General features: G+C 72.8%; 20 protein-coding genes. 3 read left to right on the top strand and 17 right to left on the bottom strand.

The window, feature by feature from the left end; all coding sequences use genetic code 11:
* Nucleotides 1-13: 13 nt before the first annotated feature.
* The 11 genes from ELY19_RS12515 to ELY19_RS12465 form a co-directional block, all read right to left on the bottom strand.
* Nucleotides 14-730 (bottom strand): ESX secretion-associated protein EspG, encoded by a 717-nt coding sequence (locus tag ELY19_RS12515; protein ID WP_126196486.1) that lies wholly within the window; start codon nt 728-730, stop codon nt 14-16.
* On the bottom strand, nt 727-1,683 hold the full coding sequence (locus tag ELY19_RS12510) for a PPE domain-containing protein (protein ID WP_164711590.1): 957 nt from the start codon (nt 1,681-1,683) through the stop codon (nt 727-729). Before ELY19_RS12510 ends, ELY19_RS12515 begins: the two co-directional genes overlap by 4 nt.
* A gap of 2 nt (nt 1,684-1,685) precedes the next feature.
* A complete protein-coding gene (locus tag ELY19_RS12505) occupies nt 1,686-1,997 on the bottom strand; it encodes a PE family protein (protein ID WP_126196484.1) in 312 nt (103 codons plus the stop codon).
* Between the two features lie 67 nt (nt 1,998-2,064).
* Nucleotides 2,065-3,435 (bottom strand): hypothetical protein, encoded by a 1,371-nt coding sequence (locus ELY19_RS12500; protein WP_126196483.1) that lies wholly within the window; start codon nt 3,433-3,435, stop codon nt 2,065-2,067.
* A 2-nt stretch (nt 3,436-3,437) separates the two neighbouring features.
* Nucleotides 3,438-3,737 (bottom strand): hypothetical protein, encoded by a 300-nt coding sequence (locus ELY19_RS12495; RefSeq protein WP_227966786.1) that lies wholly within the window; start codon nt 3,735-3,737, stop codon nt 3,438-3,440.
* A 108-nt stretch (nt 3,738-3,845) separates the two neighbouring features.
* The gene (locus ELY19_RS12490; RefSeq protein ID WP_126196481.1) at nt 3,846-4,148 is read right to left on the bottom strand and encodes a YbaB/EbfC family nucleoid-associated protein; all 303 of its coding nucleotides are present in this window, start codon (nt 4,146-4,148) and stop codon (nt 3,846-3,848) included.
* Nucleotides 4,148-4,444: a hypothetical protein gene (locus tag ELY19_RS12485; RefSeq protein WP_126196480.1), complete on the bottom strand. Its 297-nt coding sequence runs from the start codon at nt 4,442-4,444 to the stop codon at nt 4,148-4,150. The genes ELY19_RS12490 and ELY19_RS12485 overlap by 1 nt, the downstream gene beginning before the upstream one ends.
* A gap of 17 nt (nt 4,445-4,461) precedes the next feature.
* The gene (locus tag ELY19_RS12480; protein WP_126196479.1) at nt 4,462-5,664 is read right to left on the bottom strand and encodes a type VII secretion-associated protein; all 1,203 of its coding nucleotides are present in this window, start codon (nt 5,662-5,664) and stop codon (nt 4,462-4,464) included.
* A 10-nt stretch (nt 5,665-5,674) separates the two neighbouring features.
* On the bottom strand, nt 5,675-6,319 hold the full coding sequence (locus ELY19_RS12475; protein WP_126196478.1) for a DedA family protein: 645 nt from the start codon (nt 6,317-6,319) through the stop codon (nt 5,675-5,677).
* A gap of 68 nt (nt 6,320-6,387) precedes the next feature.
* Nucleotides 6,388-7,218, bottom strand: a complete 831-nt coding sequence (gene truA / locus ELY19_RS12470; protein ID WP_126196477.1) for a tRNA pseudouridine(38-40) synthase TruA — start codon at nt 7,216-7,218, stop codon at nt 6,388-6,390.
* A complete protein-coding gene (locus ELY19_RS12465) occupies nt 7,215-8,096 on the bottom strand; it encodes a GntR family transcriptional regulator (RefSeq protein ID WP_126196476.1) in 882 nt (293 codons plus the stop codon). Before ELY19_RS12465 ends, truA begins: the two co-directional genes overlap by 4 nt.
* A 96-nt stretch (nt 8,097-8,192) precedes the next feature.
* Here ELY19_RS12465 and ELY19_RS12460 point away from each other — a divergent pair, with 96 nt between their 5' ends.
* Nucleotides 8,193-9,377 carry an FAD-dependent monooxygenase gene (locus tag ELY19_RS12460; protein WP_126196475.1) on the top strand — a complete coding sequence of 395 codons (1,185 nt, stop codon included), beginning with the start codon at nt 8,193-8,195 and terminating at the stop codon, nt 9,375-9,377.
* A gap of 97 nt (nt 9,378-9,474) precedes the next feature.
* Nucleotides 9,475-9,936, top strand: coding sequence for an SRPBCC domain-containing protein (locus ELY19_RS12455; protein WP_126196474.1), 462 nt, complete (start codon nt 9,475-9,477; stop codon nt 9,934-9,936).
* Nucleotides 9,937-9,995: 59 nt separating this feature from the next.
* Here the strand turns inward: ELY19_RS12455 and rplQ are convergent, their stop codons facing one another.
* The 6 genes from rplQ to rpmJ all read right to left on the bottom strand — a co-directional run bounded on the left by rplQ (nt 9,996) and on the right by rpmJ (nt 13,572).
* A complete protein-coding gene (rplQ, locus tag ELY19_RS12450) occupies nt 9,996-10,691 on the bottom strand; it encodes a 50S ribosomal protein L17, sunset domain variant (RefSeq protein ID WP_126196473.1) in 696 nt (231 codons plus the stop codon).
* A 36-nt stretch (nt 10,692-10,727) separates the two neighbouring features.
* Nucleotides 10,728-11,786, bottom strand: coding sequence for a DNA-directed RNA polymerase subunit alpha (locus tag ELY19_RS12445; RefSeq protein ID WP_068522636.1), 1,059 nt, complete (start codon nt 11,784-11,786; stop codon nt 10,728-10,730).
* An 82-nt stretch (nt 11,787-11,868) separates the two neighbouring features.
* Entirely contained in the window at nt 11,869-12,474 is a 606-nt protein-coding gene (rpsD, locus tag ELY19_RS12440; protein WP_126196472.1) for a 30S ribosomal protein S4, read from the bottom strand.
* 21 nt (nt 12,475-12,495) lie between these two features.
* Complete coding sequence (gene rpsK / locus ELY19_RS12435) at nt 12,496-12,906, bottom strand: 30S ribosomal protein S11 (protein WP_068532990.1); 411 nt, start codon at nt 12,904-12,906, stop codon at nt 12,496-12,498.
* Nucleotides 12,906-13,277 (bottom strand): 30S ribosomal protein S13, encoded by a 372-nt coding sequence (gene rpsM, locus ELY19_RS12430; RefSeq protein ID WP_126196471.1) that lies wholly within the window; start codon nt 13,275-13,277, stop codon nt 12,906-12,908. Before rpsM ends, rpsK begins: the two co-directional genes overlap by 1 nt.
* Before the next feature lie 181 nt (nt 13,278-13,458).
* Nucleotides 13,459-13,572 (bottom strand): 50S ribosomal protein L36, encoded by a 114-nt coding sequence (rpmJ, locus tag ELY19_RS12425; protein WP_013127970.1) that lies wholly within the window; start codon nt 13,570-13,572, stop codon nt 13,459-13,461.
* A gap of 262 nt (nt 13,573-13,834) precedes the next feature.
* Between rpmJ and ELY19_RS23505 the strand changes: the two genes are divergently transcribed.
* Complete coding sequence (locus ELY19_RS23505) at nt 13,835-14,572, top strand: chymotrypsin family serine protease (RefSeq protein WP_164711589.1); 738 nt, start codon at nt 13,835-13,837, stop codon at nt 14,570-14,572.
* Nucleotides 14,573-14,641: the final 69 nt, after the last annotated feature.

Genomic DNA, 14,641 nt, shown 5'->3' with positions numbered 1-14,641 from the left:
GCGCCGTCCCCGGTCACGGCGTCCAGCCGCCACCCGGAAGTTCCTCGCAGGCCCGCCGCAGCGCCCTGCCGACCCGGTGCGCGCTGCCGTCGGCGACGGAGATCCACGCCTCCGCGCCCGGCTCGCCCGCCGTCCGCACCACGACGCGCCCGCTGGGCGAGTCGATCACCGCGACCACCGTCGCGCAGCGGCGGTCACCCGCGTGCACCGTGAATTCGACGCAGCGCTGTGAGCGGGCGAAGACGCGCCCGATCAGCCGCGCGGCGTCGGCGTCCACCCCGATGGCGCGCAGGGCCGCTCCGATCTCCCCCGCGTCGCCCGCCCGGAGCGCCGCCCGGCCGGCCACCGCCGGGAAGGAGGCCGCCACCACGGGATCCGCCTCCGGGGCGCTCCCCAGGATCGGGGCGACGAGGGCCGCCAGCCGGTCCGCGGAGCCGTCGCAGTGCGGGAGGTCGACCGTGGCGGTTCCCGCGGCCCGCACCACCCGCGCGGTCACGTGACCCGCACGGGCGAGGCACAGCCGGGCATCGAGCGCGCCCGTCGCGCGGGCCTCGATCCGCACCTGGGGCGCGGCGAGCACCCGCAGCGCGTCCGTCTCGTCGGCGTCGAGAGCGTTCTCGTCCAGCGCATCCGGGACCACGTCGCGCCGGGGATCGGGCGGGGTCCACAGCACCGGCGGCACCTCGGTGCCGAACCGGGCGCTCAGCGCCGCCACCGCGTGCGCAGTCACGGTTCCTCCGCCAGCGACTCGCCGTGGGCACCGAGCACCGCCGGAGCGGCATGCACCACGAAGGCGTCGTTCTCGTCGTCGGCGCCCGCAGCCGGCAGGGCCCCCGCGGGCTGCGCGGCGTGCTTCGCCGCCGCCGCGGCTCCCGCGGCACCCATCATCCCGGCGGGCATCATCGGCACACCGCGGCCACCGGGCGAGGTGGTGCTCGCCGCCGGTGGCGGCGGCGCGGCGCGACCGCCCTGATCGCGTTGCACCGCGCCGACCGGAAAAGCGCCGAGCGGTGCCGCCGGCACCCCGACCCCGCCGGAACCTCCGCCGCGGGCGGACGCGGCCCCGCCGCCGGACGCCTTGTCCTTCGGCGTCCTGGTCCGCGCGCCCGGCACCTTCGGCGGCGCGGTGAACTCCCACGGCGCGCGCAGCGGCTCCGCCGCCCGCTCGAATCCGGCCATCACCGCCGCGGCTGTCCCGTGCGCCTGCTGCTCGACCCGCTCCGAGTCGACGGCGGCCCCGACGAGCGCCGCGACCGCGGGCTCCGGCCCGCCCGCCGCCGCGGCGGCCTGGGCGTTCTCCCGGTCCGTGCGCATCCGGGTCGCGTCGGCGACCGACGGCATCGCGCGCGCCGCGGTCTCGTAGGCGGCGGCCTGCCCCGCGAGCTTGGCCGCGTACTCCGCAAGATCGGCGGCGTGCCGTGCGAGCCAGCGCGCGTAGTCGGGCAGCGGGCCGGTGCGCCGCACGTCGGACTCCGCACGCCCCAGGTCGACCGCGCCGTCGAGCCGCACCACGAGACGGTCCAGCTGGACCGCCGCGGCCCCGTACGCCGAGGCCAGGCGCGCGGTCTCCTGCGCCGCCGTGGTGAGCGGCCGCGCCCCCGCTCCGCCCAGCAGGTCACCGGCGAGCCGCTCGGTGGTGCGGGCCGACCAGTCGACGCCGGTGAACCCCGGATCGCGGAGCACCGTCAGACCACCAGGCCGAGCGTGGCGCCGAGTTCGGCATCACCGCGCTGCACCGCGGTGACGTGCCCCGACAGCGCTTCGCCGAGCCGACGGAGGTCGGCGACCGCGGTCTCCGCGGCGCGGAGTTGGTTCTCGCCCATGCGCTGCGTGGTGCGCGCCACCGTCACGGAGACCTCGTCCCGGCCCGTGGCCGCCGGCGCGGCGTGCGCTTCGAATCGCTGCTGCGCGCCGCGCAGGTCCTCGACGATCCGCTCGATGCCGCGGGCGATCTCCCGCGCCTCCTGCGGATCCATGCTCAGCTTGCTTCCTGCCACGATGTGCCCTCCCCCGAAGTCGTCCCTTATCCATTAGACGCACCGGCTCCCGGTACGGTTCCGCCTCTTACAGACGAAGTTCCACGTCCGGCTCGTCGTACTGCTCCGCGGGCAGGGCGTCGCCCACCACTTGCGGTCCGACGAGCGGGAGATCACCCAGGACCCGCTCGCCGTTGTCACTGGTGACCAGGTAGTCGGGCACCGAGTGATCGTTCGCCGACGCCGCACGCGCACCCGCCGCGCCCATCGGCATCATCGGGGCCGCCATCCCGCCACGGGTCACGACGTCCGACGATGCCGGCACGGTCCGGGCACCGCCCTCCACCACCGGGGTCCGCGCCGCCGGCGCTGCGGACTGCGGCTGCGCGAGCGACGCCGCGGCGGCCCCCACGCCGGAGCCGATCCCGCCCATGACGGCCCCACCCGCGCCGGATCCGGCCCCGCCAGACCCTGTGCCGGTCAGCGCCGTCGCCGCCGGGAAGTCGCCCGTGACGGCCGTTTCCGAGTCCGCCGCGGCCGCATCGTCGTCGGTCTCCCCCGCCGACTCCGCGAGCCCGCTCAGGGCCTCGCCGGCCGAGGTCGCAACACCGACCGCGGTCTTCACCGCGCCGGACACCGTGTCGGTGGCGAGCTTGCCGACGGCCGTGACGGCCCCCGTCGCCGCCGAGACGACCCCGGGAATGATCGAGGCGGCGGCCTGCGCCGCCGCGCTCGCCGCCGCCGTCGGCGGCGTCGCGACCGGGACCTTGCGGCCGGCCGCGCCCACCTGGGCGCTCAGCCCGGAGAGTTGACTCTTGGTCCGCGTCACGACCTCCGTCGCCTGCGCGAGATGTTCCTGGGCCGCGGCCACAGCCGCGGCCTGCCCCGGAGGCAGCCACAGCGACGGCCCGAGCGCCGAGATCACCGCCATGAACGAGTCGATGATCGCCTGCAGCTCCGCCTCACCGGTACCGACGACCGTCGCAGCCTCGCCGACCGCGGTCGACAACTCCGCCCCCTGCTCCGCGACCAGCCCGGTTCCGGTCGCGGCCTCGAGTCCCTTCCCCGTCGCGGCGGTGGCCGCCGGCCCCTGCCACACCGAGGAGAGCTGGCTGATCGCCTGCATACCGGTCGAGACGCCCTGTTCGAGAGCCTTCGACGCGCTGGACAGCGCCGCCGACGGGTCGAGTCCCTCGAAACTGCCGGAGCCGAAGGTCGAGAGAAGATCCGTCATGGGCTTGACCAGCCCGGCCACGTCGAACCCCGGCACCTGCGGGGCTTCCGGCACCCCCTTGGGCGCCGCCGGGAGTTCCTGCTGCGGCGGCGTTTCCGGCGCCGTGGGCACGGGCGGGAGCCCGAGCGCGGCGAGCACCTCGTTGACGGGCCGGTCGAGCATGGCCCGGATCGCCGGGTCGAGCGCGGTGTCCGGGGCCACCGGCACCCCCACGGGATCGGCCACCGTCAGATCCCCACGGAGCCCAGCCCGGCGACGTTACCCGCCTCCGTCAGGCCGTACGCGGCGACCGTTCCCGCCGAGGACGCCGCGATCCCGCCGTACAGCACCGCCAACTCCGCGACGGACTCCACGTGCACGGCCTGCGCGGCGGCGAACGCCGCGAGGAAGTCCTGCCCGATCAGTCCCAGTGCCGGATTCAGGGCCGCGACGTTGGCCGCCGCGTCCACCGAGCCCGCCGTCGCGACCGCCGCCCCGATCCCGGCGTTCGCGGCCCCGAAGGCCGAGATCGCCGAATTCACCGCCATGAACATTGCTCTCCCCCATCGTCTCCAGCGGGCCCGGTGCGTGAGGCCCTCATCAATTGGACGCACCAGCTCGGGAATCGGATCCCGAATTCCTTCCCCGGCCCGCGGTCAGCCCGCCGCGAAGTCCGCGTGGAAGCGCTCCATCACCGCGGCGCGGCGCGCCTGCACCTCGCGCGCCGCGACGGCGCAGACGTCGACGATGCGCCGGCCGAGCACGGCACCGTCGGACCGGCAGGCCGCCGGGGTCAGGGTCAGCCCGACCAGCGCGCAGACCCCGTCGAGCTCCACCCGGATGGCGCCGTCCGGGCTGGACACCGCGACGCGGACGCCGTCGAGCTCCGCACTGGTCCGGCGCAGCACCCGCAGCTGCTCGTGCGCGCGGGCCTCGATGCGGTCCATCTCGGCGCTCATCAGACCCGCCGCAGCCAGGTGCCGACGGCGTCGTCCGCCTCGGGTGCCGGTACCGCCGCGGGCTCCGGGAGCCGCAGCGCGCGCAGGACCTCGGGTCCCACGCCCGCGCGCTCCAACTCGGCGCGGCGCCGCAGACCGGCGGTGGTCGCCGCCTCCCGGCAGAGCCGGACGATCGCGTCGGCCAGGTCCTGCGGTTCGCGCCGCAGTTCCGTCCGCTCGATGGCGATGTGCAGCGGCGTCCCCTGATCGTTGGCGCGCACCCGCACGCCGCCGTTGGTCGATGTGGCGATGGTCATCTCTCCCCCTTCATGGTTCATTCCTCCCGCACGGTGCCGACGGCCCGCTCGCACGCACCCGCGAGCGGGGCGGCCGTCCGCCCCGCCTCACACCCGACGCTGAGCTGGGCCGTGCCCGCGACCACGACGTACCAGTCGACGAACCGCTCCGCATCGAGTCGCTCGCGGTAGCCGATGACCTCGCGCCCCGCCACGAGCGTGCTCGGGGTGAGATCGGTGATCCGCCGGTCGGCCCGGCGCGCGAGCGCGGACTCGAGGTCGGCCGCGACCGCCGCGAGATCCGACGGTGCCCGCAGGCGCGTGCGGACCACGGTGACGCGGCGACCGTCATCGGCCTGCGCGAGCCTGCGATCCGGTCCGGGCTCGCTCACGGCCCACCCGCGCGGGAGGTCGACGGAGGCGCCGTCGAAGGCGACGCGGACGAACGTCTCGTCGGGCGGGGCGGGCCGTACCGGTGCGGCCGGTGGCGCACCCGGCAGGCACGCCACCGCGCCCGCGGCGACCAGGCCGACGGTGCCCGCGCCGGCCACGACGAGCGGCCAACGACGCGGACGGCGGTGCGCGGCGGCCGGTTCGGGCTCGGGATCGGGCGGGCGGGGCTCCGCCGCCGGCGGCCCGTCCGGGCCGAGCGCCAGCACGTCCGCGGGATCGGTACGGACCACCCGCCAGAGGTGGACCGTGGCCAACGCCGCGCGCACCGCGCGGTAGACCTCGGGCGGACCGTCGACGATCGCCTGGTCGACCTCGTCGTCGACGACCCGGCGCGCGGCGCGGACCGGATCCGGGTGGGAGGCGGCCGCGACCGGGCGCCAGGCACCGTCGGCCAGGACCAGGACGTGGGCCTGCGCCACCGCGCCACGGCATTCGAGGACGAGGGCGCGGCGGCAGAACAGGACCCCCGCGGCATCGGCGAGCGCCGCCGCGCGCGGCAGCACGTCGGCATCCACCCCCAACGCCGCAGCCGCAGCGGCGATCAAGCTGCGGCGCGGGGCGCCGAAAACGCTGGGCGCCAGCACCGTCCAGGTGCGCGACGGCGCGCTGCCGCCGGCCGCATCGGCGAGCCACTGCGCCCACTGCCGGGTCGCGACCGCGGGCGCGACGAACTCCTCCACGTCCGCCGGCGCGGCCGTCGATCGCACGGCACCGTCCGGCCCGCGCACATACCACTCATCCCCCGCGCAGTCGATGACGATGCGCTCCGGGTCCCCCAACCCGATCATGCGGAGGAGGTTAGCGCGTGGCGGGCTCCACCGGAGCGGCTTCCGCGGATTCGCGCTTGCGGGCGCGGCGGCGGGTGATCACGGTGATGGCGATGGGGACGATGATCGTCAGCGCGGAGCCGATGAACAGCACCTCGAGGTTGTTCCGCAGGAACGGGACGCCGCCGAGGAAGTAGCCGAGCAGCACGATCCCGTCGCACCACAGGATCGAGCCGAGAACCGAGAAGATCGTGAACTTGCGGTGATCCATCTTCGAGAAGCCCGCCAGCACCGGCACCAGCGTGCGGACGATGCCGATAAACCGGGCGAAGAGCACCGTGAACGGGCCGTACTTGTCGAAGAAGGCGTACGTCTTGTCGACCGGGCCCTGGCCGATGAAGTTCATGACCCTGCCCCGCATCACCCTCGGCCCGGCGTACCGGCCGAGCGCGTAGCCGCACTGGTCGCCGAGGATCGCCGCGATGGGCAGGAACAGCAGCAGCTGCCACAGCTGCGCGAACGGCGTGGGCTGCGCCGCGAAGATGCCCGCGGTGAACAGGATCGAATCCCCCGGGAAGATGAAACCCACCAGCAGACCGGTCTCGATGAAGATCAGCAGCACCAGGCCGATGAGGCCCGCGGAACCGAGGAAGCCGGTGACGTCGAAGGGGTTCACATCAGCCGAGTATCCACGCGGCGGGCATCGCGATCATGAACTCCCGGCGAACGGCGGCTCAAGCTCCGTCAGTCGCCGCAGCAGCCGCCCGCGCCCGACCCCGGGCCGTCGACCTCGCGCTTCTCGCGGGTGACCCGGTTGCGCTCGGCGAGCTCGTCGTCCGCAGGGTAGTCGACGCGCACCAGCGTGAGCCCGCACGCGGCGGCCACGTTGATGGCGCTGGAGCGCTCGCGCTCCGCGAGCAACCCCGCGACCCAGTCGGCGGACCGTCGCCCCTCCCCGACCGCGGCGACCGCCCCGACCAGGGAGCGCACCATCGACCAGCAGAAGGCGTCGGCGGAGACCTCCGCGGTGAACACCCCGTCGGCGTCCCGGCGCCAGGCGAAGCGCTGCAGCTCGCGGATCGTCGTTGCCCCCTCGCGGCGGCGGCAGAAGGCGGCGAAGTCGTGCAGGCCCAGCAGCCGGTCGCTCGCCTCCTGCATCCGCTCCAGGTCGACGGGCCGGCGCCAGGGCGCGGTGTCGCGGGCGCGCAGCGGGTTCGCGCCGAAGGGCGCGTCGGTGAGACGGTACTCGTAGTGGCGGCGCAGCGCCGAGAAGCGGGCGTCGAACTCGGGCGGAGCCTCGGCGATCGCGGTGACCCGGACGTCCAGCGGCAGCATCCGCGCGAGCCGGCGGACGAGACCGTCGGGCAGCGCGACGTCGGTGTCCAGGTGCGCGACCTGGCCCGTGGCGTGCACGCCCGCGTCGGTGCGGCCGGCGACGGTGAGCTGCACGTCCGTCCGCAGGATCGTGCCGATCGTCTCCTCCAGCACACCGCACACCGTGCGGCGCTCGGGCTGGCGGGCCCAGCCGCTGAAGTCGGTGCCGTCGTAGGCGATGTCGAGGCGGTAGCGAGTCATGTCGCCGGTGACTCTACCGCTGCCGCGAGCCCGTCCAGGTAGCGCGTGAGGGCGGTATCGAGCAGCACGTCCGCGTCATACGGGTAGCTGGTGCGCAGCATCTCCGCCATCACCGGGAAGCGGTCGGCGGGGGCCGCCGCGCGCAGCTCGTCCAGCTGGGTGTCGATCCACTCGTCCTCGGTCACCCCCGTCGCCGCGCGGTCGGCGAGCTCGGGCTCGATCGTCGCGCCCAGGCCGCGCACGAGGTTCAGCAGGCACAGGTACTCGGTGAACGCCGCCCGCGGCGGCAGGCCCGCGGCCCGCAGCGACGCGAGCAGGTGCTCCGACATCGGCATCGCGCCCGGCAGCACCGCCGGCCGGGTCATCGACATCGCCCCCGGCAGCCACGGGTGGGCCTTCATGGACTCCCACAGCGCGCGCAGCAGCGCCTCGACATCGGCGCGCCAGTCCGCGCCCCGTGGCGGGATGTCCAGCTCGCCGAGCACGCGGTCCAGCATCGTCGACTGCAGGTCCTCACTGCTGGGCACGTAGCGGTACACCGCCATCGTGGGGATCTCCAGCGTCGCCGCGAGCCGGCGCATCGAGACGGCCGGCAACGACTCGGCGTCCGCGATCGCGACGGCCGCGGAGATGACGTCGGCCGTGGTCGGCGCGGGGGCGCGCGGCCGGTCCGGTGCGAGCACGACGCTGCCGCGTCCGGGCGCCGAGTCGATCAGCCCCTCGGCCTGCAGCAGGGACAGGACCTTCGAGGCCGTGGCCATCGCCACGCCGTGATCGCGCATGATCGCCCGCGTCGACGGTGCCCGGTCCCCGGGCCGCAACCGGCCGGACGCGATCCGCTCGCGCAGCAGCGCCGCGACCTCCTCGGCGCGGGTCACCGCGTCTCCCTCGCACCCGATGCACTAGTGCACTTTCTTCGAATATCCACGTCAACACTGTAGCGTGATGCACTCGATACGGCGTACGTTCGCCCTATGAATCAGCTTCGGATCCTCATCAGCGGCGCGTCGATCGCCGGTCCCGCCGCCGCCCTCCTCCTCGCCCGCCAGGGGCACCGCGTCACGATCGTCGAACGCGCACCGTCGCTGCGGGCGGGCGGCCAGACCGTCGACCTGCGCGGCGCCGGCCGCACCGTGATCGACCGGCTCGGCCTCGGCCCCGCCAGCACCGAACGGCTGCTCGACCAGCGCGGCATCGTCAAGGTCGACGACCGCGGGCGACGCGGCGCGCGCATGCCCGTCGAGGCCTTCGACGGCAACGGCGTGGTCTCCACCCACGAGATCCTGCGCGGCGATCTCGCCGAGGTGCTGGCCGCGGCCGTCCCCGACGACGTCGAGTGGCTGTGGGACGACACCGTCACCGCGATCGAACAGGACCGTGCCGTCGCCCGCGTGACCTTCGAGACCGCGGCACCGCGCGAGTTCGACCTGGTGATCGGCGCCGACGGCCTCGGCTCCGCGGTGCGTCGCGCCGCCCTCGGCCCGGACTCCGGCGTACTCGCGCCGATCGGGCTCCGGTACGCGTGGTTCACCGCCGCGATCGACGAGGACACCCGCGGCTGGTACCTCATGCACACCGCCGGCCGCGGCCGCGTGGTCTCGGTCCGGCCGTCGCGCACCGCCGGGACCGTCAAGGCCGGCCTCGCGATCCGGGGCACCGACCCCCACCGGCTCGGCCGGGAGGAACAGTTCGCGCTGTTCGAGCGGGAGTTCGCCGACGTCGGGTGGGTCGCGCCGCAGCTGCTGCGGGCCATGCGCACCGCCGACGACTGGGCGTACCAGGACCTCGCCCAGGTGACGCTGGACGGCTGGACCCGCGGCCGGGTCGCCCTCGTCGGCGACGCGGGCTACTGCCCCACCCCGCTCACCGGACTCGGCACCACGCTCGCACTGGTGGGCGCATACGTCCTCACCGGCGAACTCGGCCGGGCGGACGGGGACGTCACCCGCGCCCTCGCGCGGTACGACGCGGTGATGCGGCCCTTCGTGACGAAGGCGCAGGAGCTGCCGCCGGGAAGTCCCGCCGGGTTCGCGCCGATGGGCCGGCTCGGTGCGGCCCTGGGCGATCTGACCTACCGGACCGCCACGCGCTGGCCGATGCGGCTGGTGTGGGCCGCGCAGTTCGCGAAGGCCGACGGGATCGACCTGCCGGACTACTGAGCCGGCTCACGATGTCGCGTTCTGCGGCGGTGCAACTGCGCTGAGACATCTCCTCGCACGCAGAACCCGACATCGTGAGCGGCGTAGCGTCGAGAGCGTGACCGAGACCGCGCAGACCGTCACCGTGTTCGCCGACGTCCCGCCGTCCGTGCTGTTCGAGGCCCTCACCCGCCCCGCGGTGCATGCGGCGGCCGACGGCTCCGGCATGCTCCGCGGCGTCTCCGCCGACAGCCCCGAGACGATCACCGGCGTCGGGCAGACCTTCGGCATGGAGATGACCGACGAGCAGGGCCGCCCGTACTCGGTGGACAACCACGTGGTCGCGTTCGAACCGGGCGCGCGGATCGCCTGGCTGCCCGCCGGGCGGGGCAAGCCGCCCGTCGGCGTCGAGTGGTCGTGGGAGTTCATCCCGGAGGGGGACGGGACACTCGTCGCCGTCACCTGCGATTGGTCGCGCGTGACGAACGAGGCGTACCTGGCGCGGTTCACGCTGCCGCGGGTATCGGCGGACCAGGTTCGGGCCACCGTCGACGCCGTGATCGCGACGACGCGACGCTGACCCGCAGACGACGAAGCCCGCCACCTGCGATGCAGGTGGCGGGCTTGCGTGCGGGGTGACTACTCCGAGTCGGAGGCGTCCTCCTGCTGCGACTTCGGCAGCGAGTAGCCCGCGGCCTCGGCCGAAGCCTCGTCCGCGAACCAGATCTCGGCGACCGTCGAGTCGAAGAAGCGGGTACCGGGGCGGTGGTACAGCTTCGAGTCGGCGTTGCCCTTGATCGGGAAGCCCTCGGGGGCCTCGTTGACGTCCTCGAGCGGCGCGTGCGCGCCGGCGGGGAGGTCCGAGCCCTCGGCCGGAGCCTCGTTCTCGACGATCTCCGCGGCCTCGACGGCGGCGGACTTGGCAGCGGCCTGCGAGGCGGCGACGCGGGTGGCGCGCGAGGCCTCGGTGGCGGCGAGCTGCTCGGTCACGATCTCGATGACCGCCATCGGGGCGTTGTCGCCCTTCCGGTTCTCGGTCTTGATGATCCGGGTGTAGCCGCCCTGACGGTCGGCGACGGCCGGAGCGATCTCCGCGAACAGCACGTGCACGACGTCCTTGTTGCGGATCTCCTTCATGACCTCGCGGCGGTTGGCCAGCTTGCCGTGCTTGGCGTGGCTGATCAGCTTCTCCGCGTAGGGACGCAGGCGCTTGGCGCGGGACTCGGTGGTCTCGATGCGGCCGTGCTCGAAGAGCGCGGTCGCGAGGTTCGCCAGAATGTGCTTCTGGTGCGAGGCCGAGCCGCCCATCCGGGCGCCCTTAGTGGGCCTAGGCATTGTTTCTCCTGTGGGTGTTTAAGAAGAGCTCTGGGGTCAGAGCTGCTCGGTCTCGGCGTAGTCCTGGTCGCCATCGGCATCGCCCGAGAACGACGGCTCGTCGCTCCAGGTGCCGGTGGCGGGGTCGTAGCCGTCGACCTGCGACGGATCGAACGACGCGGGGCTGTCCTTGAGGGCCAGACCCAGCGCGTGCAGCTTGACCTTGACCTCGTCGATCGACTTCTGACCGAAGTTGCGGATGTCGAGAAGGTCGGACTCGGTGCGGGCCACGAGCTCGCCCACGGTGTGCACACCCTCGCGCTTGAGGCAGTTGTACGAGCGCACCGTCAGGTCGAGGTCCTCGATCGGCAGCGAGAACGCCGCGATGTGGTCGGCCTCGGCCGGCGACGGGCCGATCTCGATGCCCTCGGCCTCGACGTTCAGCTCCCGGGCGAGCCCGAACAGCTCGACCAGGGTCTTGCCCGCCGACGCCAGCGCGTCCCGCGCGGTCATCGAGTTCTTGGTCTCGACGTCCAGGATCAGACGGTCGAAGTCGGTGCGCTGCTCGACACGGGTCGCCTCGACCTTGTAGGTCACCTTCAGCACGGGCGAGTAGATCGAGTCGACCGGGATGCGGCCGATCTCGGCGCCCGACGCCTTGTTCTGCACGGCCGGCACGTAGCCGCGGCCCCGCTCGACGACGAGCTCGATCTCGAGCTTGCCCTTGTCGTTCAGGGTGGCGATGTGCAGGTCGGGGTTGTGGACGGTGACCGACGCCGGCGGGACGATGTCGCCCGCGGTGACGGCGCCCGGACCCTGCTTGCGCACGTACATGGTGACCGGCTCGTCGTCCTCCGACGAGACGACCAGGCCCTTGAGGTTCAGGATGATGTCGGTGACATCCTCCTTCACGCCGGGGACCGTGGTGAACTCGTGCAGCACGCCGTCGATGCGGATGCTGGTCACGGCCGCGCCCGGGATGGACGACAGCAGCGTGCGGCGGAGCGAGTTGCCCAGCGTGTAGCCGAAGCCGGGCTCCAGCGGCTCGATGATGAACTTCGAGCGCGCCTCGGAGATGACCTCTTCGCTGAGGGTGGGTCGCTGCGAGATGAGCATGAGTTTCCTTCTCTCTGGGCGTCCGCTATTTGACGCCCGTAGAAGGCCGCCGGCGGCTGTTCCGCCGGCGACCGTGCACTACTTACTTCGAGTAGTACTCGACGATGAGCTGCTCCTGGAAGGGCACGACGATCTGCTCACGCTCGGGCACGCGGTGCACGAGGATGCGCAGGGTCGACGGGACCACCTGGAGCCATGCCGGAGCGGTGCGCTCGCCGACGGTCTCCCGCGCGATCTGGAACGGCGTGGTGCCGAGCGACTTCGGGCGGACGTCGATGATGTCGTACTGCGAGACGCGGTACGAGGGCACATCCACGCGGACGCCGTTCACCGTGAAGTGACCGTGGGTCACCAGCTGGCGGGCCTGACGACGGGTACGGGCCAGGCCGGCGCGGTACACGACGTTGTCGAGGCGGGTCTCGAGGATCTGCAGCAGGGCGTCGCCGGTCTTACCCGAGGCGGTCTTGGCCTCCTGGTAGTAGCGGGAGAACTGCTTCTCCATCACGCCGTACAGGAAGCGCGCCTTCTGCTTCTCCTTGAGCTGCAGGAGGTACTCGGACTCCTTGATCCGCGCGCGGCCGTGCTGGCCGGGCGGGTACGGACGACGCTCGAACGCCTCGGAACCGCCGACGAGGTCGACGCCCAGACGACGGGACTTACGGGTGACAGGGCCGGTATAACGAGCCATGGTTTCTCTCTCCTACCTTCCCTAGACCCGACGCCGCTTGGGCGGACGGCAGCCGTTGTGCGGCTGCGGCGTCACGTCGGAGATGGTGCCCACCTCCAGGCCGGCGGCCTGGAGCGAACGGATGGCGGTCTCGCGGCCCGAACCCGGGCCCTTGACGAAGACGTCGACCTTCTTGACGCCGTTCTCCTGCGCCTTGCGGGCAGCGTTCTCGGCGGCGAGCTGCGCGGCGAACGGGGTGCTCTTGCGCGAGCCCTTGAAGCCGACGTGGCCCGAGGAGGCCCAGCTGATCACGTTGCCGTTGGGGTCGGTGATCGAGACGATCGTGTTGTTGAACGTGCTCTTGATGTGAGCGTGGCCGTGCGGGACGTTCTTCTTTTCGCGACGACGCGAAACGCCCTTCTTCGCGCCCGTGGCGCGCGACTTCGGAGGCATTACTTCTTCTTTCCGGCGATGGTCTTCTTCGGACCCTTACGGGTGCGAGCGTTGGTCTTGGTGCGCTGGCCACGCACGGGCAGGCCACGGCGGTGGCGGATGCCCTGGTAGCACTGGATCTCGATCTTGCGACGGATGTCGGCCTGCACCTCACGGCGCAGGTCGCCCTCGACCTTGTAGTCCGTGCCCTCGATGTAGTCACGGAGCTTGGTCAGGTCCTCGTCGCTGAGGTCCTTGCTGCGCAGATCCGGGCTCACGCCGGTGGCGTCGAGGATCTCAGTCGCGCGGGTACGGCCGATGCCGTAGATGTAGGTCAGTGCGATCTCCATGCGCTTCTCGCGCGGGAGATCGACACCCATGAGACGTGCCATTCTTGGCGTTTCCTTCTTCTTCGTCGGAGGTCTGCTCCCCGCCCGTCCTCGGTGATTCCGGCGCTTTCACGCCGGCCGAGGCCCCGGCCTCCGAACCGGGGGTCCGCAGGGGCTCGTCTGCCCCCGTTGGTGCGGAGAGGTCATCGTGTGTTCAAGCGGCGAACCGCTCGAAGCGCAGTGATCAGCCCTGACGCTGCTTGTGACGCAGGTTGTCGCAGATCACCATGACCCGACCGTTACGGCGGATCACCTTGCACTTCTCGCAGATCGGCTTGACGCTGGGGTTGACCTTCACGTCAGTCCTATCCAGTTGTGTTCAGTGTTTTCCCGCACCGCCACCGGTGACCGGAGGGGTGCCACGGCAGGCACGACGAAGCCGCGCACGCACGCGATGATCCAGTGTACGCTTCGCAGCCGTCGGCCCCAAATCAGCCGCGAACAGCGCACGCGCGACGCGCGCACGGGGTCTCTCATGCTAGCCTCAGGAACGATCGGTGATGCACTATTCACCACCGAAGATTCCGTGATCTGATCCCTCGATCCGATAGGACCCCGCGATGCGTCTGTCCCCCACCCGCCGCCTGGGCGTCGCCGCGACCGCCGCCCTCGGCGTCGCGACCTCCCTCCTCGTCACCGCCGCCCCGGCGAGCGCCGCGCCGCGCGTCGTCGTGGGCCCCGGCTCCGAGATCGACGTCGTGCAGAACGAGACGGCCGACGGCATCGAGGTCGCCGCGTGCACGCTCGGCGTGCTCGCCCTCACCCCGGACGGCCGCCGCGTCGGCGTCACCGCCGGTCACTGCGGCAAGGTCGGCCAGGAGGTCACCGTGCCCGCGCCCGGCCAGGCCCGCGCGCTCATCTCCGTCGGCAAGTTCGAGAAGTCCTCGAACCCGCCCACCAAGATCATCGACGGCCGCGAGGTCTCCACCAACGTCTCGCACCCCGACTGGGGCACGGTCTCCTTCAAGCCGGGCGTGCCGCTCGTCAACCGCCTCGGCAAGGCCGCCCCGCGCTCGCTCGGCAAGGCCCGGATCGGCGACAAGGTGTGCAGCCAGGGCCGCACCAGCGGCTGGGTCTGCGGCACCGTCACCGACATCACGGCCAACCGCTTCCGCACCGACCTCAAGCTGCGCTCGGGCGACAGCGGCGCCTCGCTGATCCGCCTCTCCGACGGCGCCGCCCTCGGCATCCACGCCACCGGCTCCTCGGAGCCCGGCCGCGACGGCTCCGAGGTCTCCGACTACTGGGACCTGGGCTTCGTCCTCGCCCAGGCGGGCGGCCTGCGCCTCGCGGTGTAGCACCGGGAAAACGAAGAAGACCCACCCCGCGGGGTGGGTCTTTCTCGTATCCGGATGCGCGCGCTACGC

Source organism: Tsukamurella paurometabola, from assembly GCF_900631615.1.
GTDB classification, from domain to species: Bacteria; Actinomycetota; Actinomycetes; order Mycobacteriales; family Mycobacteriaceae; genus Tsukamurella; species Tsukamurella paurometabola_A.
This window is presented reverse-complemented; position numbering and strand designations above follow the sequence as displayed.